Below are 17,210 nucleotides of genomic sequence, written 5' to 3'. Positions count from 1 at the left end.
TCAGCCCGTCTGCTTTACAACACACCCCATCGATGACAGCCTGCGTCCGGCATGAGGGGCGGTGCGTTTGCGCGTCAGTTGTTTTCGAAGGGTAAGACAAAATGAAATTCGCAACGAAAAACAGGGCCCGTGCCCTGAAACTGGTGAGCGCACCTCTGCTTCTCGCCGGACTGGCTGCCTGCGCTACGCCGTTCAAGGCGGACGTATCGCGGTTCCAGTCGCAATTGCCTGCGCCGCAGGGTCAGACCTTTGCCGTCGTGGCAGACGACCCCGCTCTCGCTGGCGGACTCGAATTCTCTCAGTATGCCGACGTTGTCGAAGCCGAGATGGAACAGCTCGGCTATTCGCAGGCGGCCTCGCCTGAAGATGCCACCTTGCTGGTGCGTTTCGATTACGGCATCGACAAGGGCCGCGAACGCGTGCGCACGACGTCCATGCGCGACCCGTTCTGGGATCCGTGGTACCGCTATCGCGATCCCTTCTACCGGTCGCGCTATTACCGCCGCCCGGCCGGATACTGGGGCTACGGCTTCTATGATCCGTGGTTTGGCGATCGCGGCGTCGAAAGCTACACCGTCTATACCAGCGGTATCGACATGAAGATCGACCGCACTGCGACGGGCGAGCGGCTGTTCGAAGGCAAGGCCCAGGCCGTGTCGACGTCCAACCGCCTGCAGTACCTGATCCCGAACCTGGTCGATGCGATGTTCACCGACTTCCCGGGCAATTCGGGTGAGACGGTTCGCATCACGATCAAGCCTGAAGAACAGAAGGCTCGTCGTTAAGCGAGACAGACCCGGTCCACACTTGGATGGGGAACAGGGGCGGCTCCGGAAACGGGGTCGCCCTTTTTCTTGCGCTACTTGCGGGTTCCCAAGACGTTCGCCGCAACGAGCGATGCTGTAAAGACAGCTCCTTCCAGCATCGCGCAAGCCATCCTTGCGAACATGTAGAAGCCGGGTTCTCCGAACATCGCACCGACGCGCGCCATTTCGATCTGCGATTCGGGGAAGCTCGTTTCCAGCGCGGTCAGTGTATCGCCGTACATCCAGCCGCCCGACAGCTTGACGAGCAGTCCGGTAAACGCGCCAATGGCAGCCGCCGCCGCGATGCTTCGCAGCCCGCCGCCGAGCATCGCCTTGCCGAGGAGCAAGGCAAGACCGGTGGCAAGCCCCAGCATCGCCCCCTCGTAAAGACCCATGACCCTGATAGGCGCGGTACCGGTAAGGGCAAGCAATCCCGACAGGCCGAGCGAAGATCCGAGCGCGCCGATCAGCATGCCCCCGACCATTCCCCCGATCGGCAAGGTCCAGGCAGAAGCAGGTCGCCAGCGGAACGCAGCAGCCATGCCGATCCCGATCGCGCCCGCGCCAAGGACGGCGAGCGCGGTCGTCAGAACGAGCAGCGTCACCAGCCCTGCCGCCCCGCCGGTCACCGCCAAAGCGCCATAGGCGAGGCCGCCCAGCACGCCCGCAGCGACACCGCCAAGGGTGGTCGATCCGGCAAGCCGCGATGCCTCTGCTGCCAGCGGATCGAGCGCATCGCCTTCCTTGACCAGCGGCTCCGCCCCTTCGACCTTCGCCAGGAAACGGTAGCCGTGCTTGGGCACGGTTGCAATGAACTGCGGCGCAGTCGCATCGTCGCCCAACGCGCGCCGCAGTGTCCGTATGCACTGCGTCAGCGCCTCGTCGGTGACGGGGATGCCGCGCCAGACCTCGTCCATGAAGCGGTCTTTCGGCACGAGGTCGCCGGGATGCCGTGCCAGCAGTACCAGCGCATCAAAATAGCGGCTGCCGAGTTCGATATCCTCGCCATCCGCTGCAAGGCGGCGGTTGCAAAGGTCGATCAGGAAGCGGTCGAAGCGCAGGATTTCGCTGTCGGGCGTCATGCCCACCTTCCTAACCGTTCACGCAGCGTGAGGAAGGGGTGAGCGCGCATTTCAGCCATTCCTCACAAATTGCTCATGCCGCAGCGGCACTTCAATCCTAGCAACAGGGCTCGATTTTGAACCAAGGAACCTAGCATGACAAATACCGCACCCCCATCGAGCGCACCCTTTTTCAACGGCTGGCGTATTGCCGGATGGGGCATGGCGCTCGCCCTCCTCGCCCTGCCCGCCATTGCGATGCAATTCACCGGCGAGGTGAACTGGACCGCCACCGACTTCATCTTTGCAGCAATCCTGATCGGTGCACTCGGCATCGGGATCGAACTTGCGGTGCGGATGGGCCGGACCTTGCCCAAGCGGCTCGGCATTGCGATCGCTTCGCTCGCAGGCTTCATGACATTCTGGTCTAACGCTGCCGTCGGCATCATTGGCGACGAAGGATCGCCCGTGAATTCTGGGTTCTTCCTGCTCGTCATTTTCGCGGTAGTCGTCAGCGCGCTGGTCAGGCTTCGCCCTGCCCCGATGAAATGGCTGATGGCGTTCATGGCCGCCGCCCAGTTCGCACTCGGCATTGCCGCGACGCAGATGATGCCGGGCCATGCCGTCGAATGGGGCATACTGGCTTTTTTCGCGGGGATGTGGAGCGTGGCCGCCGGATGCTTCCACCTCGCCGCATCATGGGGCCAGGCGGTCGATCGCTGAGGCGCTAGAGCTTCTTGTGACCGCCGGTCGATCCGAAGCCGCCCGAGCCTCTTTCCGTTTCGTCGAGGCTGTCGACCTCTTCCCATGCAGCCTGCGTTACCGGTGCCAGCACCAGCTGGGCAACGCGGTCGCCGCGCTGGATCGGGAACGGCTCGGTCCCGTGGTTGATTAGCAGGACTTTCAGTTCGCCGCGGTAATCGCTGTCGATCGTGCCGGGCGTGTTGGGAACGGTGATGCCATGCTTGAACGCCAGACCCGAACGCGGCCGTACCTGGATTTCGTAGCCTTCGGGTATCGCCATCGCGAGACCCGTCGCCACGGGATACCGGGCACCGGGTTCCAGCGTGACGTCCTCTGCCGAAACGACATCCATCCCGGCTGCACCGCTGGTTGCATAGTGGGGGAGGTCGAGACCTTCTCCGTGCGGCAGGCGGGTGACCTTCACCCCCACGCGATCAGGCATCTTCGCTCGTTCCGTTCAATTCTGCTGCGATCCGTTCGACCAGGGCCATCGCGACGTCGATCTTCGGCATTTCGTCGAGTTCCTCGATCTCGCCGCTCATCACGATGGTGACCTTGTTGCGGTCCCCGCCCATGACGTCGCCCGAAACATCGTTCGCCACGACCCAGTCGCATGCCTTGCGCTTGCGCTTCTGCTTCGCGTTTTCGAGGACGTTCTCGGTTTCGGCTGCGAATCCGACGACCAGTTGCGGGCGATCCTTGCCAGCCGCGACATTGGTCAGGATATCGGGATTTTCTTCGAGGATCAGTGCCGGAGGGGCAGAGCCGCGCTTCTTCATCTTTTCGGCGCGGTATTCCTTCGGGCGCCAGTCGGCGACAGCAGCGACCATGACCGCGGCGTCGGCCGGCATTGCCTTCCTCACCGCCTTGTTCATGTCTTCCGCGCTTTCGACGTCGATCCGATCGACACCTTCGGGCGTCTTGAGCGCGACCGGGCCTGCGACCAGCGTGACCTTCGCGCCCAGCGCTGCAGCGGCTGCGGCGATGGTAAAGCCCTGTTTGCCCGACGAACGGTTGGCGATGTAGCGAACCGGGTCGATCGCTTCCCAGGTTGGGCCGGCCGTGACGAGGACATGCTTGCCCTCGAGCGGCTTGTGCCCTTTCGCGACCTTGAATTCCGAACCTTCCAGCGCGTCCTCTGCCGAAGATTCGACATCGGCCACTTCGATCGGTTCGGCAGGCGCGTCGCCGGGCACAGGCTCGGGCGCGTCCTTGTTGTCGCTGACTTCGTGGTTGATCGCTTCTGCATCGGTCGGTGGAGCGGACTTGGCTGCGCCCTTCTGTGCCATCAGCGGACCGCCAAGATCCGGCACTGCATCGGGATCGACATCGTCCTCTGCAACCGGCTCTTCCACCTCTTCGGCGGCGTCTGCCTCATCCACCTCGACCTCGGGAAGCTCCTCTTCCTCGAGATATTCGGCTTCGATTTCTTCTGCGCTACGCTTGGGCGTCGAGCGCGGGATGATCGAGGACAACAGGCCGCCAAGGCCGCCGCCGCGCGGAGCGACTTCGGGTTCGACCGCCTCGATCTCTTCGACTTGTGCGGATTTGGCAGGTGCCGCCTCGGGCAGTTCGACTTCGATACCGAAATGCCCTGCAATCGCGGCCCAGATCGCTTCGGGTTCGGGCAGGCGACCGTAACCGAATTCGCCGCATGCCATCGCGCCCTGGTCGGGATCGAGAACCTCGACACCGGCCTGCTTGAGCCATTCGATGTTGCGCTGGGTGGCCTGATGCTCCCACATCCGCACGTTCATCGCGGGCACGGCCATCACCGGCTTGTCGGTCGCCAGGATCAGCGTGGTCGCCAGATCGTCGGCAATGCCGGCCGCCATTTTCGCCAAAAGGTCGGCGGTAGCAGGGCAAACGACCACGAGGTCTGCCTCGCGGCTGAGCTGGATATGCCCCATCTCGGCTTCGTTCTTGAGGTCCCACAGCGTGGTATGAACGGGATTTTCCGACAGGGCGGCAAGCGCCATCGGCGTCACGAACTGCTGGCCGCCTTCGGTCACGACACAGGTTACGTCGCCGCCGCCCTTGCGGATCAGGCGCACGAGTTCGCAGGCCTTGTAGGCGGCAATACCGCCTCCCACGACCAGCAGGATCTTCATGTCGGTGCCGCTCACGAGGTCATCCCCGTTTGCGCGGACAACGAAATACGCATGATCTGAGCCGTGCTCCCCTCGTACCGTGACTGCATCGCCAAAAATTGCACAAAATTGTCGCGCACTGCCTAGCGACAGGTCGCGCCCGCGCCAACCCTGCGCCTTAGTGGTTAAGTTTTACCTAGCGCGATCCTAACATCCGGCTAACATCGAGGCGACAAATGTTTGGGGGAGAATAACCGATGGTAACCGTGCTGCGTGCGCTGATCTTCGTCGCCGGCCTGTTTTTCGTGCTGATGGGCCTTGGCTTCCTGATTGATCCGGCCAGCGCGGGGATGGATTTCGGCATGATCCCCATTGGCAATCTTGGCCGCGCATCGATGCGCGCCGACATGACCGCGTTCTTCGTCGTCGCGGGCGGCTGCCTCATCTGGGGCGGCTGGGCGCGCAATGGCGACCCGCTGCTCGTCACCTCTGCCCTGATGGCAATCGCGATCATCGGCCGCGTCACGACCCTGATCGTCGATGGTCCGCACGATGCCTGGTTCATGCCGATCATCGTGGAATCGGTGACGCTGATACTGGCACTGATCGGTAGCCGCGTGCTTCCGCATCACGCGCTGACGCCCGCCGACGACTAGGTTCTGGCGACGCTCCCTTGCGCACCGGAAACAAGGTCGCGCAGGGCAAAGGGCACCCAGTAGAGGCCGACGAACCACGCAGGCACGACCACGAGGCCCCAGTAGAAGTTGTTCTCGCGCCCGGCGAGCATGAAGAACACGCCGTATCCGACGAAGAGCAGCGTCGCTTCGCAGCCAAGCCGGTCGCGCAGGGATGCCCAGCCGAGAAGCGGCAGGAGGACGAGCGGTGCGGCAATCCATGAAGGAAAGTTGTAAAGCGCGCTGTTGAGAGAAATGGCATCGAGCCAGCCGTTAAGGCCCCTCAGGGCCAGCCACGAGGATGAAAGCGGATCGGCCTCTGTCGTGTAGCTCGCGACCGTCGATACATGGATCCAGAGCAGGATGAGGAACCCTGCGACCAGCGCGCTCCAGGCTCCGAATTCGCGCCAGTCCCGCCGCCACAGCGACAGCGCGCCCATGAGCAGGACGAAAGGCAGCGCGTGCTCGCGGATCGAAAGTGCCAGCGCCGCTGCCACCCATGCACCGCGCCATTTGCCCGGGCTGTGCAGAGCAAGGGCCAGCGCCAGCAGCATGCCCGCCCAGACCTCGTGCAGGACGAAATACATCGGCTTGAACCCGGTCGCGAAGCCGAGCCCCAGCAGGCCGAGAGCCATGATCCGCCGGGGTGTCCGCTCGATCAGCGGGGCAAGCCTGCGCCACCATGCCCACAGCAGGACGACGAGCAGAACGGCCGCCGCGACGAGGACTCCGGTCGGGCCCAGCATGGCGCTGATGTGGGCGAGCGTCGGGAGGCGAACGGCGAGACCGGGGCGGACTGGGAAATTGCGTGCGCGCTGCTCTTCCACGGCAACGGCGTAATAATTTTCTCCGCTAGCAACCCTTTCCGTGATCGCATCGTAAAGTGCGAGATCGGTGTCGCGCCCTGCATCGACGTCAGCGTTCACTGGGGGCGCGACTTCCGTCACGACGGGTGTGTCGACAACCAGGTCGACCGGCGGCGGCGCAGGCGGCTGTGGCTGGTAGAGTATCGCCGCGAGAAGCAGCGCCAGCAAGGTTACGGCGAGTACGGAGAAAGACTGGCCGCGGGTCAGCCGCGCAAACCGCGTCGCCCCTTCCATGCCTAGCCGATCCAGCCCAGCGTCATTGCGGCGGCCGCAAGACCCGCGCCAGCCAGTGCCGACACGGCATAGCCGATCCAGCCGCGGCGCGGTTCGCGGCGGCGTTCCCACATCAGTTCGATGTCGGGAAGCGGCGGCGGTTCGGGCGCGCCGCCCTTGGGCGGGAAGCGGTCCTCGATCCGGCGGACGAGATCGGGGATCCTCAGCAAGGTTTCAGTGTCCGTCCTGATACGGTCGGCAATCGCGGCTTCGGGGCCGAGTTCGTCGCGAATCCAGCTGCGCACATAGGGTGCGCTGACGTCCCACATGTTGATCTTGGGATTGAGCTGGGTCGCGATCCCTTCGACCATCACCATCGTCTTTTGCAGCAGCAAAAGATGCGGCTGCGTCTGCATGTCGAAATCGCGGGTGATGGCGAACAGGCTGTCGAGCATTTGCCCGACCGACAGTTCGCTCACCGGCTTGCCGCGCATCGGTTCGCCCACCGCGCGCAAGGCCGTCGCGAATTCGTCGACCGAGTGATAGCTCGGCACATATTGCGCTTCGAAATGGATTTCGGCGACGCGGCGGTAATTGCCGGTGGTCAGGCCGTAGAGAATTTCCGCGAGCCACTGCCGTGCGCGGCGGTCGATCCGCCCCATGATGCCGAAATCGATGGCAACGATCGTGCCATCGTCTTCGACGAACAGGTTTCCCTGATGCATGTCGGCGTGAAAGAAGCCTGCGCTGATCGCCTGGTTCAGGAAGGCTAACACCAGCCTCGAGGCGAGCTCAGGCAGGTCATGACCGCGCCGGATCAGCTCTTCGGTATTGCTGATCTTCACCCCGTCGACCCATTCGACGGTCATCACGCGGCCATTCGTCCGATCCCAGTCGACCGAGGGAATACGGTAGCCGGCAATGCCGCGCATCGATTCTGCCAGTTCGGAAGCGGAGGCCGCCTCGCGCCTCAGGTCGAGTTCGCGATTGGTCCAGCGCTTGAAATTGGCGATGGTCAGCCGCGGCCGCAGGCGGGAAGCCTCCCCGCCCATTGCCTCGACATGTGCGGCGGCCCATTCGTAGGTCTGGATATCGCGAGCGAATTTCTCGCGAATACCCGGACGCAGCACCTTCACTGCGACCTGGCGACCCTCGGTCGTGACCGCGCGGTGCACCTGCGCAATCGACGCAGCTCCGACGGGGTCAGGATCGATCGAGGCAAACATGGTGTCGACCGGCTGGTCGAAACTTGCCGAAATGGCGGCCTCGATCTCGCTGAAGGGAACGGGCGGCAGGCTGTCCTGCAAGCTCAGCAAATTGCGTGCAGCATCCTCGCCGACAAGGTCGGGACGCGTCGCGAGCGTTTGCCCCAGCTTGATCGCAGCGGGGCCGATTTCCTGGAAAGCCCCGGCATAGTCCGGAACACGCGGCGGGAAGGTGCCTAAACGCGCCAGTCGCGCCATGCGCTTGACCGGCGGCGGAGTATTGGGATCGCGTTCGATCCCGCGCAGCGCGCCGTGCCGCCCCATGGTGCGGCCCCACTTGAGCAGCCGCCAGATATGCGTCGCGGGACGGGTCAAGCCTTCAGACCTTCCAGCCCGAGTGGATGGCGACTGCCCCGCCAAGGATCGGCTCGACCCGTGTGTTTGCAAAACCGGCTTCGCGGATCATGCTTTCGAACACGGGCATGGTCGGGAACCGGCGGATCGACTCGGCGAGATAGCGATAGCTTTCCTCGTCCTGCGCGATGATCTTGCCCATCTGCGGCATGATCTTGTGCGAATAGAGGTCGTAGATTTCCCTGAAGCCCGGCCATTCGGTGGTCGAGAACTCCATGCAGAAGAATCGCCCGCCGACCTTGAGCACGCGGTGCGCTTCTTTCAGGGCAGCAGGAATATCGGTCACGTTCCTGATCCCGAATACGATCGTATAGGCATCGAAGGTCGCGCGCGGATAGGTCAGCTTCTCGGCATTCTGGTTTGACCAGGTGAGGCCGGTGATGCCGCGCTCCATCGCACGTTCGATCCCTACGTCGAGCATGTCCTGGTTGATGTCGGCAACGGTTACATCGGCGCCGCGTGCCGCCATGCGAAAGGCGATGTCGCCCGTGCCCCCGGCCATGTCGAGGATGGCCTCGCCCGGCTGCGGCTTGACCCGGCGAACGAAGCGATCCTTCCACAATCGGTGCATCCCGCCCGACATGGCATCGTTCATGATGTCATATTTGGCAGCCACGCTGGAAAAGACCTGGCCGACACGGCGGGTCTTCTCTTGCGGATCGACATCTTCGTAGCCGAAGGAAACTTTATCAGTCATCGCCGCGCGCCTTAGGATGAATTGTCGGCGTGGCAAAGGGTGTTAAAGGATTGGCCATGCCTGAATTACCTGAAGTCGAAACAACGGTCCGCGGCCTGGCGCGGTTCCTGGAGGGGCGCCGCATCACGCGGGTCGTCATGAACCGGCCCGACCTGCGCCGCCCGATGCCGCCCGAACTGGTCCAGTTGCTGACCGGTGCCGAGGTCACTTCGCTCGGCCGCCGAGCGAAATATGGACTGATCCACACCGACCGCGACCAGACGATGATATTCCATCTGGGCATGAGCGGACGGTGGAGGATCGACCCCGAGCAAGACTACAAGCACGACCACCTCGTCATCGAGACAGAGGCCAACCGGTTTGCCCTGTGCGACCCGCGCCGCTTCGGTTCGGTCGACCTGGTCGATACAGCTGCTCTCGACGAATGGCCTGCCTTCGCAGCGCTCGGGCCCGAACCATTGGGCGAAGCGCTTTCAGCGAAATATCTCAAAACCGCACTCAAGGGCCGCAAGCAGGCGATCAAGCTGTGCCTGCTCGACCAGCGGATCGTGGCCGGCCTCGGCAACATATATGTATGCGAGGCGCTGTGGCGTGCCGGGATCAGCCCGCGCAAGGCAGGTGGGCGCGTCACCGGGCCGCAGCTCGAACGCCTGGTGCCCGCCATCAAGGAAGTCCTGACCCAGTCGATCAGCGACGGCGGTTCGACCTTGCGCGATTATGCCGCGCCTGACGGCGAGCTGGGCTATTTCGCCACCCGATTCGATGTATATGGGCGCCAAGGCGCGCATTGCCGCCATGACGACGGGGGCATGATCAAGCGGATCGTGCAAGGCGGCCGCAGCACCTGGTTCTGCCCCGTCTGCCAGAAGTGAGCGAATCCTTGACCTTCTGCGTCTTGCCGCCTATGTGCGCCGCTTTCCGGCGTGAATCGCCGCTTTTGCAGACAGTTTAAACAGGTAATCGGTCGCCTGTACGGTGACCCGAAGCATTAAGGTCGAGATAGGACGAACATGGCCAATACGCCGCAAGCCAAGAAGCGCATCCGCCGCAACACCCGCCGCGCCGAAGTCAACGGTGCACGCATGAGCCGCATCCGCAGCTTCGTGAAGCGTGTCGAAGCCGCCATCGAAGGTGGTGACAAGGACGCAGCCGCAACCGCGCTCAAGGCTGCACAGCCCGAACTCGCTCGCGGCGTTGCTCGCGGCGTGCTCCACAAGAACACTGTGGCTCGCAAGATGTCGCGCCTCAGCAAGCGAGTCGCTGCTCTCTGATTCGCCTGTCCCGGCTTTTCCGGGACCGATCGAGCAGTCGATTTCGACATAAGGGCCGGCCCCGATGGGGCTGGCCTTTTTGTTTTTGCAATCGCGTGACAGCACGATTGGCGGGGTCGCTTTCCGTAACGCTAGGAAACTCCACGATTCGCATCACCCAAACGGGGTAAACCGTTATTTTTCAGATACTTTAACGCAAGTCTGCGGGGTAGCGGCGAGTCAACAGATTTATTTCGGATTTTTTACACCCGTGCCCCTTGTGGGAATCACAAAGTCGTAGATAAATCGGATCTCACCCGGGGCGGGACAGCCTGGGTTCTAACAAATTGGCTCGATGGGGGGACACCCGGAATCACCGATTCCGGGGGATGGCGAAGCATTGCCCGTCGCAACGTAAAAGGGGCCTCTTTCGGCAGCATGCCGGGAGCGGGATAGGAATGTTTGATGATGGTGCAGAACGGCGAAAACGGTCGCGCGGCTAAGCGGAAGATTGACGAGGATTTGATGGAAGATGCCGAGGCCGTAAACCTGGCAGCGGATTGGGCGGATATCAGCCAGGGTCTGCGCAAGGACCTGGGCCACCAGCTTCACAGCCAGTGGATCAAGCCCATCCAGCTCGGCGGTTTCGACAAGGAAACCGGAACGCTCGATCTTTATCTTCCGACCGAATTTTCGGCGAACTGGGTCAACGACCGATTCCACGACCGTCTCCAGCTCGCATGGAAGATCATGCGCAGCGAAGTGCGCAAGGTTCGCGTGCAGGTTCACCCCGGTCGCCGCCAGTTGCACGAACTGCGCCTCGATGGTGGCCGCCGTGCCGCCAACGACGGCGGCGACGCCAGCGCGCTTGCGATGGCGGCAGGCACGATCGGCGATGCCGGCTTCACCAGCTCGGTCGGGCTCGACCCCTCGCTGACCTTTGCAGCATTCGTCACCGGCGAAACCAATGTTCTGGCCTGCAATGCGGCGCAGCGCATGGCGGCAACCGAACAGCCCCAGTTTTCCCCGCTCTATCTCAAGGCCGCCACCGGCCAGGGCAAGACGCACCTGCTGCACGCGATCGGCCACGCCTATCTTTCCAGCCATCCGCGTGCCCGGATCTTCTACTGCAGCGCAGAACGCTTCATGGTCGAATTCGTCCAGGCGCTGAAATCGAACCAGACGATCGAGTTCAAGGCACGCCTGCGCAGTTTCGACCTGCTGCTGGTGGACGACATCCAGTTCATCATCGGCAAGGCCAGCGCACAGGAAGAGCTGCTCTACACGATCGACGCCCTGCTGGCCGAAGGCAAAAGGCTGGTCTTTGCAGCCGACCGCGCGCCGCAGGCTCTCGACGGGGTCGAACCACGCCTGCTTTCGCGCCTGTCGATGGGCCTCGTTGCCGATATCCAGGCCGCGGACATCGAACTGCGCCGCAAGATCCTCGAATCGAAACTCACCCGGTTCGCGCCTCTCGCTGTGCCGGACGACGTGGTCGATTTCCTCGCCCGCACCATCACGCGCAATGTTCGCGAGTTGGTCGGCGGCCTGAACAAGCTGATCGCCTATGCCCAGCTGACGGGTCAGGAAGTATCGCTGCAACTGGCAGAAGAACAGCTGACCGACATCCTGTCGGCCAACCGTCGCCGCATCACGATCGACGAGATCCAGCGCACCGTTTGCCAGTTCTATCGCATCGATCGCGCCGAAATGTCGTCGAAGCGCCGCGCCCGGGCCGTTGTCCGCCCGCGCCAGGTCGCGATGTATCTCGCCAAGGTGCTGACGCCGCGCAGCTATCCTGAAATCGGGCGCAAGTTCGGTGGCCGCGATCACTCGACGGTGATCCATGCCGTGCGCCTGATCGAAGACCTGCGCCAGCGCGATGCCGACATGGACGGCGACGTTCGCAGCCTGCTGCGCCAGCTGGAAAGCTGAGGACAGCGACCGGCTTCGTCCGGTCGCCTATCCGGCACGCCGACATTCAGGGAATCGACAAGCCTTCCACAGCCTGCCAACAGGCTGTCCATGTCTTTGCCCACATCCAGCCTGCCGCCCACGATCTGGGCTGCAATCCTGCGCGGAATTCGCGGGCGCTGTCCGCGCTGCGGCGGCGGGAGCCTGTTTCGCAAATGGCTGAAGCCGCGTGATGCTTGCCCAGCTTGCGGCCTGGACCTGACGCCGCAGCAGACCGACGATTTTCCCGCCTATATCTCAATCTTCGTGACAGGGCACCTGATGGCACCGCTCATCATCCTGCTGGCGACCGATTTCGAACTCGGCACGCTCGGCATGGGACTGATCGTCATTCCGCTGGCGCTGGTCATGATGCTGGGGATGCTGCAACCGGCCAAGGGGCTGGTGGTGGCCGCGCAGTGGTGGAACGGGATGCACGGGTTTCGCCGCGAACGGGTCGAGGCTGACCAGCCATGAACCTCGATGAAAAGCGGCTCGAACGGTTTGCGCGCCACATCGTCCTGCCCGAAATCGGCGGCGCAGGGCAGGTCGCGCTTTCGCAAAAGAGCGTGGCAGTGATCGGCCTTGGCGGTATCGGATCGCCCGCGCTGCAATATCTCGCCGCGTCGGGCATCGGGCGGCTGGTGCTGGTCGATGACGACGATGTCGATGTGTCGAACCTCCAGCGGCAGACGATCTTCACCACCCGCGATGTCGGGCATGGCAAGGCCGTGGCCGCGCGGCGCTGGCTCGCCAATTTCGACGAGGCGCTCGACGTCACGATCAGCGACCGCAGGATCGACCGCGACAATGCCGCTGAACTGCTGGAGGGCATCGACCTTGTCCTCGATGGGACCGACAATTTCGCCACCCGCCTCGCGGTTTCGGACAGCTGTGTAGCGGCGGGCATTCCGCTGCTTTCTGCTGCGGTCGGTCGCTTTCAGGGCCAGGTCGGTGCCTTTGCAGGGCACAGGGACGCCCAGCCATGCTATCGCTGTTTCGTCGGCGACGCTTTCGATGCGGAAGACTGCGATACCTGCGCCGATGACGGGATGCTGGGCGCGATGGCGGGCTGGATCGGGACTTTCGCCGCAATGCAGGCGGTGCGCATCCTGCTCGACGGTGTCAGCGCGCTGGGCGATCCGCAATGGGGCAAGCTGCACATCCTCGACGGGATGAAACCGGGGATGCGGACGCTGACGATAGCCAAGGATCCCGAGTGCAACGGCTGCGGCGCCGGTTAGAAACTGGCTCCGTCAACCTGCTTCCGAGGCAGGTTTTCCCATAGGCTGGGCTCGAACATCCTGAGGTTCACACCCATCCGCTCGTAAGCAGGATCGATCGCGGTCCAGTGCGTCGTACAACCGCATCTGTCGCAGTGCCACGTCGTGAGCATCCGGTCGCCCTGAACGTAGCCGGTCGCCTCTCCCGCGACCGACACAGCGTCGGGCGAGCAATAATGCCAAAGCCCGGCCGTTCGGCGACAGATCGAGCAATTGCACTCGGTCGCTTCGCGCGGTTCGTCGCGCAATTCGATGCGGATTGCGCCGCAATGGCATGAACCTTCGTGCCCGTTCATCCCAGTATTTCCTCAACCCACTCCGGCACCAGTTCACCCGCCCTTCCCTGTCGACTTTCATGGAACCAGTGCGAGCCTTCGCTCCGCTCAAGGTTCAGCTCGAGCGCTCGCGCGCCGAGATCGCGCGCATCGCGCACGAAGCCGGCTGCGGGATAGACCGCGCCGCTGGTACCAATGCTGACAAACAGGTCGGCCTTCCTGATCGCACGATAGATCCGTTCCATCTGGTAGGGCATTTCGCCGAACCACACGACATCGGGCCGCAGGCTGGGTGCCTGGCACACCGGGCAAGGCGGGCGGGCTCCCGCTTCATCGGCGCTCATCGGTGCATCCCACGGGCTGCGCATCTCGCAAGAAGAGCACAGCGCGCTCTTCAATTCGCCATGCATATGCAGAACACGCCTCGCCCCTGCCCTTTCGTGCAGGTCGTCGACATTCTGGGTGACGATCAGCAACTCGCCGGAAAATTCGGCATCGAGCCGCGCCAGTGCCTCGTGCGCTGCGTTGGGCCTCACATTCGCCAATGCCGCACGCCGCATGTCGTAGAAGCCTAGGACCAGCTCGGGATCGCGTGCAAACCCTTCGGGCGTGGCGACATCTTCCACCCTGTGCTGCTCCCATAACCCGCCAGCGTCGCGGAAAGTGTCGATGCCGCTTTCGGCCGAGATCCCGGCCCCTGTAAGGATGACGATGCTGCGTGGTTTCTCCATGGAACAGCCCCATAGCCCATGCTTCGCCCGGCAGCTATCCGCTTGGAGCGCCAGCGCGCCCGTGATAGCTTCATCCGGGGTCGCGGGGGGAGACATTCAATGAAGCAAATCCTGGCACTGGCCGCGCTTGGCCTTGCAATCACCGGCTGCGTGAAGATCGAAGATGACGGCACTTCGACACCGACCGAGCCCGCGCGCGATCTTGCCGCCTATCTCGATGGAAGCTTGCTCGATGATGGCTGGTCCGGGGGCGAGCGCCTTGTCTCCATCGACACGTCAGACGGGCCGCACAATGTCTGGATCAAGCGGACCGGCAACAATCCCGAAATGAAGCTCTTGCTGCTTCACGGCGGACCGGGCGGCACCAGCGACTATTTCGGCGCCTTCGACAGTTTCCTGCCGGGGACGGCAGTCGAATATTATCGCTACGACCAGCTCGGCGCAGGACGCAGCGACAAGCCCGATAACGATGCACTGTGGACCATCCCGCGCTTCGTCGACGAGGTCGACCAGGTGCGCGAAGCGATCGGCGGCGACGGCAGCAATTTCTGCCTGTTGGGGCATAGCTGGGGCGGGATCCTCGCCATTGAATATGCCCTTGCCCATCCCGGCGAGGTCAAATGCCTCGTCATTTCGAACATGATGGCTTCGATTCCCGCCTACAACCGCTATGCCGACGAGGTGTTGAAGCCGCAGATGGCCCCTGAAAAGCTGGCACGGGTCGAGCAACTTGAGGCAGAGGGCAAGATCGACGATCCCGATTACATGGGGATCCTGATGCCAGAATTTTACGAGAAGCATATCCTGCGCCGTCCTGCCGCCGAATGGCCGGAACCGGTCAATTACGGCTTCGCCCAAATGAACCAGCACGTTTACGTATTGATGCAGGGGCCGAGCGAACTGGGCGCAAGCGGCCTGCTGGAAGATTGGGACAGGTTCGAAGACCTTGCCAAGATCGGTGTCCCGACGCTGGTGATTTCGGGCAAGCACGACACGATGGACCCGGCGCACATGGCCGCGATGGCAAAGAAGTTGCCCCAAGGCGAATTGGTCGCCACTGAGGGCAGCCACATGGCCATGTATGACGACCAGAAAGCCTATTTCGCAGGACTCAATGCTTTCCTGCTCAGGCAGGCCAAGCGCGGAGACTGAGGAAAAAGATGCCAAGGTTCGGAGTGATCGGCAGTGCGGGACGCATGGGCCACGCATTGCAGCAGGCGATAGCGGACGCGGGGCATGACTATGCCGGCGGTGTCGACCAGGGCGACAAGCCGGGTCCGCTCGCCACGCAATGCGATGTGCTGGTCGATTTCTCCGCTCCCGGCGCGCTCATCGCCAACCTCGATGCCGCACGCGTGGCCGGTATCCCGGTGGTGATCGGTACCACGGGCCTTGGCGAGGAACACCACGCCGCGATCGACGATGTGGCACGCGCGATACCGGTACTGCAGACCGGCAATACCTCGCTCGGCGTGACGCTGCTCGCGCACCTCGTGAAAGAGGCGGCATCGAAGCTCGGCCCCGACTGGGACATCGAAATCGTCGAAATGCATCACCGGATGAAGGTCGATGCACCCTCGGGAACGGCGCTGCTGCTGGGCGAAGCTGCTGCAGACGGGCGAGGCGTCGATCTTGCAGCGGCCAGGGAAAGCGGGCGCGACGGCCATACCGGCGCTCGTGCCAAGGGCGCAATCGGCTTTGCCGCGCTGCGCGGAGGCACCGTCGCGGGCGACCACAGTGTGATTTTCGCAGGCGACGAAGAGCGCGTAACCCTGACCCACAACGCCGAAAACCGGATGATCTTTGCACGCGGCGCAGTGAAGGCCGGAGAATGGCTGATCGGCAGGCAGCCCGGCCGCTATACCATGCAGGACGTCCTCGACCTGTGAATATACTCGGAATTGTCGGCGGTATTTTCCTGGGCCTGATCCTGTTCGTCATCGGTTTTTTCATGATCGGCCCGGGCGGTCCGAACACCTATGCCGCGCCTGCGCAATTCAGCGGGTTTGCGACCTTCGTTCTTCCGGTGGCTTATTTCCTCAACGCCCGTCACGCGTTTCCTCCGGCGGCAGGCTGGACGATCTGTGCCGTGATGGCCGGGATCGCCGCGCTCCTCTGGATACCGCTTTTCAAAAGCGAGTGGCTGTGGAACGGCCACGCAGGGGCAATGGCCGTCTGGACGGCGATCTGGGCGATTGCCGCACTGCCTTTCCTGCGGGCCGGCGTTAAGGGATTGCGCAGGCCATCGGCATGACCAAGGACCAGATTTTCGAGTTCTTCCGCCGGCTGGCAGAAGACAATCCCGATCCGGAAACCGAGCTGGAATACGGCAATTGCTACCAGCTGGTGGTGGCGGTGGCTCTATCGGCGCAGGCGACCGACGTGGGCGTCAACAAGGCCACCAGGACACTGTTTCGCGAGGTCGAAACGCCCCAGCAAATGCTGGCACTCGGCGAGGATGGGCTGAAAGAGCACATCAAGACAATCGGCCTGTTCAATTCCAAGGCCAAGAACGTGATCCTGCTTTCGCAGCTGCTGGTCGATGAATACGGCGGCGAGGTGCCCGACACGCGCGAAGACCTCGTCCGTCTGCCCGGCGTCGGGCGCAAGACGGCGAACGTCGTGCTCAATTGCTGGTTCAGGCAGGAAACCTTCGCGGTCGATACGCACATCCTGCGCGTCGGCAACCGCACCGGCCTTGCCAAGGGCAAGACGCCCGAACAGGTCGAGGCGAAGCTCGAAAAGCGCGTTCCCCAGCCCTTCCGGCTAGGCGCTCACCACTGGCTGATCCTGCACGGCCGCTATGTCTGCAAGGCACGTACGCCCGAGTGCTGGCGGTGTCCGGTGGTCGACCTGTGCAGCTTCAAGAAGAAAGTCCTCGAGAAACCGAAAGGTCGCTGACCTTCCTTGTCCGATTGCGGGACCCGCCAATCCGGCAAACTTGCCAA

General features: G+C 63.0%; 20 protein-coding genes. 12 read left to right on the top strand and 8 right to left on the bottom strand.

Going from position 1 to position 17,210, the window contains the following annotated elements; translation table 11 throughout:
- The first annotated feature begins 101 nt into the window (after window positions 1-101).
- Window positions 102-785, top strand: coding sequence for a DUF4136 domain-containing protein (locus AMC99_RS01220; RefSeq protein ID WP_061921742.1), 684 nt, complete (start codon window positions 102-104; stop codon window positions 783-785).
- A 74-nt stretch (window positions 786-859) separates the two neighbouring features.
- Here AMC99_RS01220 and AMC99_RS01215 read toward each other — a convergent pair whose 3' ends face one another.
- Window positions 860-1,888, bottom strand: a complete 1,029-nt coding sequence (locus tag AMC99_RS01215; protein ID WP_061921739.1) for a winged helix-turn-helix domain-containing protein — start codon at window positions 1,886-1,888, stop codon at window positions 860-862.
- 135 nt (window positions 1,889-2,023) lie between these two features.
- Here AMC99_RS01215 and AMC99_RS01210 point away from each other — a divergent pair, with 135 nt between their 5' ends.
- Window positions 2,024-2,590: a hypothetical protein gene (locus AMC99_RS01210; protein WP_157058222.1), complete on the top strand. Its 567-nt coding sequence runs from the start codon at window positions 2,024-2,026 to the stop codon at window positions 2,588-2,590.
- 4 nt (window positions 2,591-2,594) lie between these two features.
- Here the strand turns inward: AMC99_RS01210 and dut are convergent, their stop codons facing one another.
- Together dut and AMC99_RS01200 are read right to left on the bottom strand one after the other, a co-directional pair.
- Window positions 2,595-3,053: a dUTP diphosphatase gene (gene dut / locus AMC99_RS01205; RefSeq protein WP_061921733.1), complete on the bottom strand. Its 459-nt coding sequence runs from the start codon at window positions 3,051-3,053 to the stop codon at window positions 2,595-2,597.
- Window positions 3,046-4,722: a bifunctional phosphopantothenoylcysteine decarboxylase/phosphopantothenate synthase gene (locus tag AMC99_RS01200; RefSeq protein WP_061927516.1), complete on the bottom strand. Its 1,677-nt coding sequence runs from the start codon at window positions 4,720-4,722 to the stop codon at window positions 3,046-3,048. The genes dut and AMC99_RS01200 overlap by 8 nt, the downstream gene beginning before the upstream one ends.
- Before the next feature lie 236 nt (window positions 4,723-4,958).
- Between AMC99_RS01200 and AMC99_RS01195 the strand changes: the two genes are divergently transcribed.
- Window positions 4,959-5,357, top strand: coding sequence for a DUF4345 family protein (locus AMC99_RS01195; protein ID WP_061921730.1), 399 nt, complete (start codon window positions 4,959-4,961; stop codon window positions 5,355-5,357).
- Here AMC99_RS01195 and AMC99_RS01190 read toward each other — a convergent pair.
- Genes AMC99_RS01190 through AMC99_RS01180 form a run of 3 tightly spaced genes read right to left on the bottom strand, consistent with a single transcriptional unit; the run spans window position 5,354 to window position 8,770 of the window.
- Window positions 5,354-6,475, bottom strand: a complete 1,122-nt coding sequence (locus tag AMC99_RS01190) for a hypothetical protein (protein ID WP_061921727.1) — start codon at window positions 6,473-6,475, stop codon at window positions 5,354-5,356. The genes AMC99_RS01195 and AMC99_RS01190 overlap by 4 nt on opposite strands.
- A 2-nt stretch (window positions 6,476-6,477) precedes the next feature.
- On the bottom strand, window positions 6,478-8,034 hold the full coding sequence (gene ubiB / locus AMC99_RS01185; RefSeq protein WP_083440036.1) for a 2-polyprenylphenol 6-hydroxylase: 1,557 nt from the start codon (window positions 8,032-8,034) through the stop codon (window positions 6,478-6,480).
- A gap of 4 nt (window positions 8,035-8,038) precedes the next feature.
- Complete coding sequence (locus AMC99_RS01180; protein WP_061921721.1) at window positions 8,039-8,770, bottom strand: class I SAM-dependent methyltransferase; 732 nt, start codon at window positions 8,768-8,770, stop codon at window positions 8,039-8,041.
- A 56-nt stretch (window positions 8,771-8,826) separates the two neighbouring features.
- On the opposite strand from AMC99_RS01180, the gene mutM reads away from it, so the two are divergent.
- The 5 genes from mutM to AMC99_RS01155 all read left to right on the top strand — a co-directional run bounded on the left by mutM (window position 8,827) and on the right by AMC99_RS01155 (window position 13,217).
- Window positions 8,827-9,642 carry a bifunctional DNA-formamidopyrimidine glycosylase/DNA-(apurinic or apyrimidinic site) lyase gene (gene mutM / locus AMC99_RS01175; RefSeq protein ID WP_061921718.1) on the top strand — a complete coding sequence of 272 codons (816 nt, stop codon included), beginning with the start codon at window positions 8,827-8,829 and terminating at the stop codon, window positions 9,640-9,642.
- A 138-nt stretch (window positions 9,643-9,780) separates the two neighbouring features.
- A complete protein-coding gene (gene rpsT, locus AMC99_RS01170; RefSeq protein WP_061921715.1) occupies window positions 9,781-10,041 on the top strand; it encodes a 30S ribosomal protein S20 in 261 nt (86 codons plus the stop codon).
- A 447-nt stretch (window positions 10,042-10,488) separates the two neighbouring features.
- Window positions 10,489-11,955 carry a chromosomal replication initiator protein DnaA gene (dnaA, locus tag AMC99_RS01165; RefSeq protein ID WP_061927514.1) on the top strand — a complete coding sequence of 489 codons (1,467 nt, stop codon included), beginning with the start codon at window positions 10,489-10,491 and terminating at the stop codon, window positions 11,953-11,955.
- Between the two features lie 90 nt (window positions 11,956-12,045).
- Window positions 12,046-12,450: a DUF983 domain-containing protein gene (locus AMC99_RS01160; protein WP_061921712.1), complete on the top strand. Its 405-nt coding sequence runs from the start codon at window positions 12,046-12,048 to the stop codon at window positions 12,448-12,450.
- Complete coding sequence (locus AMC99_RS01155; RefSeq protein WP_061921709.1) at window positions 12,447-13,217, top strand: HesA/MoeB/ThiF family protein; 771 nt, start codon at window positions 12,447-12,449, stop codon at window positions 13,215-13,217. Before AMC99_RS01160 ends, AMC99_RS01155 begins: the two co-directional genes overlap by 4 nt.
- Here AMC99_RS01155 and AMC99_RS01150 read toward each other — a convergent pair.
- Together AMC99_RS01150 and AMC99_RS01145 are read right to left on the bottom strand one after the other, a co-directional pair.
- A complete protein-coding gene (locus AMC99_RS01150) occupies window positions 13,214-13,552 on the bottom strand; it encodes a GFA family protein (RefSeq protein ID WP_061921706.1) in 339 nt (112 codons plus the stop codon). The two genes, AMC99_RS01155 and AMC99_RS01150, sit on opposite strands and share 4 nt — an antisense overlap.
- Window positions 13,549-14,262 carry an NAD-dependent deacylase gene (locus AMC99_RS01145; RefSeq protein ID WP_061921703.1) on the bottom strand — a complete coding sequence of 238 codons (714 nt, stop codon included), beginning with the start codon at window positions 14,260-14,262 and terminating at the stop codon, window positions 13,549-13,551. Before AMC99_RS01145 ends, AMC99_RS01150 begins: the two co-directional genes overlap by 4 nt.
- Window positions 14,263-14,361: 99 nt before the next feature.
- Between AMC99_RS01145 and AMC99_RS01140 the strand changes: the two genes are divergently transcribed.
- From AMC99_RS01140 to nth, 4 genes are read left to right on the top strand one after another with little or no spacing between them, the layout of a single operon-like run.
- On the top strand, window positions 14,362-15,414 hold the full coding sequence (locus tag AMC99_RS01140; protein WP_083440035.1) for a proline iminopeptidase-family hydrolase: 1,053 nt from the start codon (window positions 14,362-14,364) through the stop codon (window positions 15,412-15,414).
- An 8-nt stretch (window positions 15,415-15,422) separates the two neighbouring features.
- Entirely contained in the window at window positions 15,423-16,151 is a 729-nt protein-coding gene (gene dapB / locus AMC99_RS01135) for a 4-hydroxy-tetrahydrodipicolinate reductase (protein WP_061921700.1), read from the top strand.
- A complete protein-coding gene (locus tag AMC99_RS01130; protein WP_061921697.1) occupies window positions 16,148-16,516 on the top strand; it encodes a hypothetical protein in 369 nt (122 codons plus the stop codon). The genes dapB and AMC99_RS01130 overlap by 4 nt, the downstream gene beginning before the upstream one ends.
- Window positions 16,513-17,163: an endonuclease III gene (gene nth, locus AMC99_RS01125; RefSeq protein WP_061921694.1), complete on the top strand. Its 651-nt coding sequence runs from the start codon at window positions 16,513-16,515 to the stop codon at window positions 17,161-17,163. Before AMC99_RS01130 ends, nth begins: the two co-directional genes overlap by 4 nt.
- Window positions 17,164-17,210: the final 47 nt, after the last annotated feature.

This window comes from Altererythrobacter epoxidivorans (genome assembly GCF_001281485.1).
In the GTDB taxonomy this organism is placed as follows: Bacteria; Pseudomonadota; Alphaproteobacteria; order Sphingomonadales; family Sphingomonadaceae; genus Erythrobacter; species Erythrobacter epoxidivorans.
Note: the sequence above shows the minus strand (reverse complement) of the source record. Positions and strands in the feature narration are given on the sequence as shown.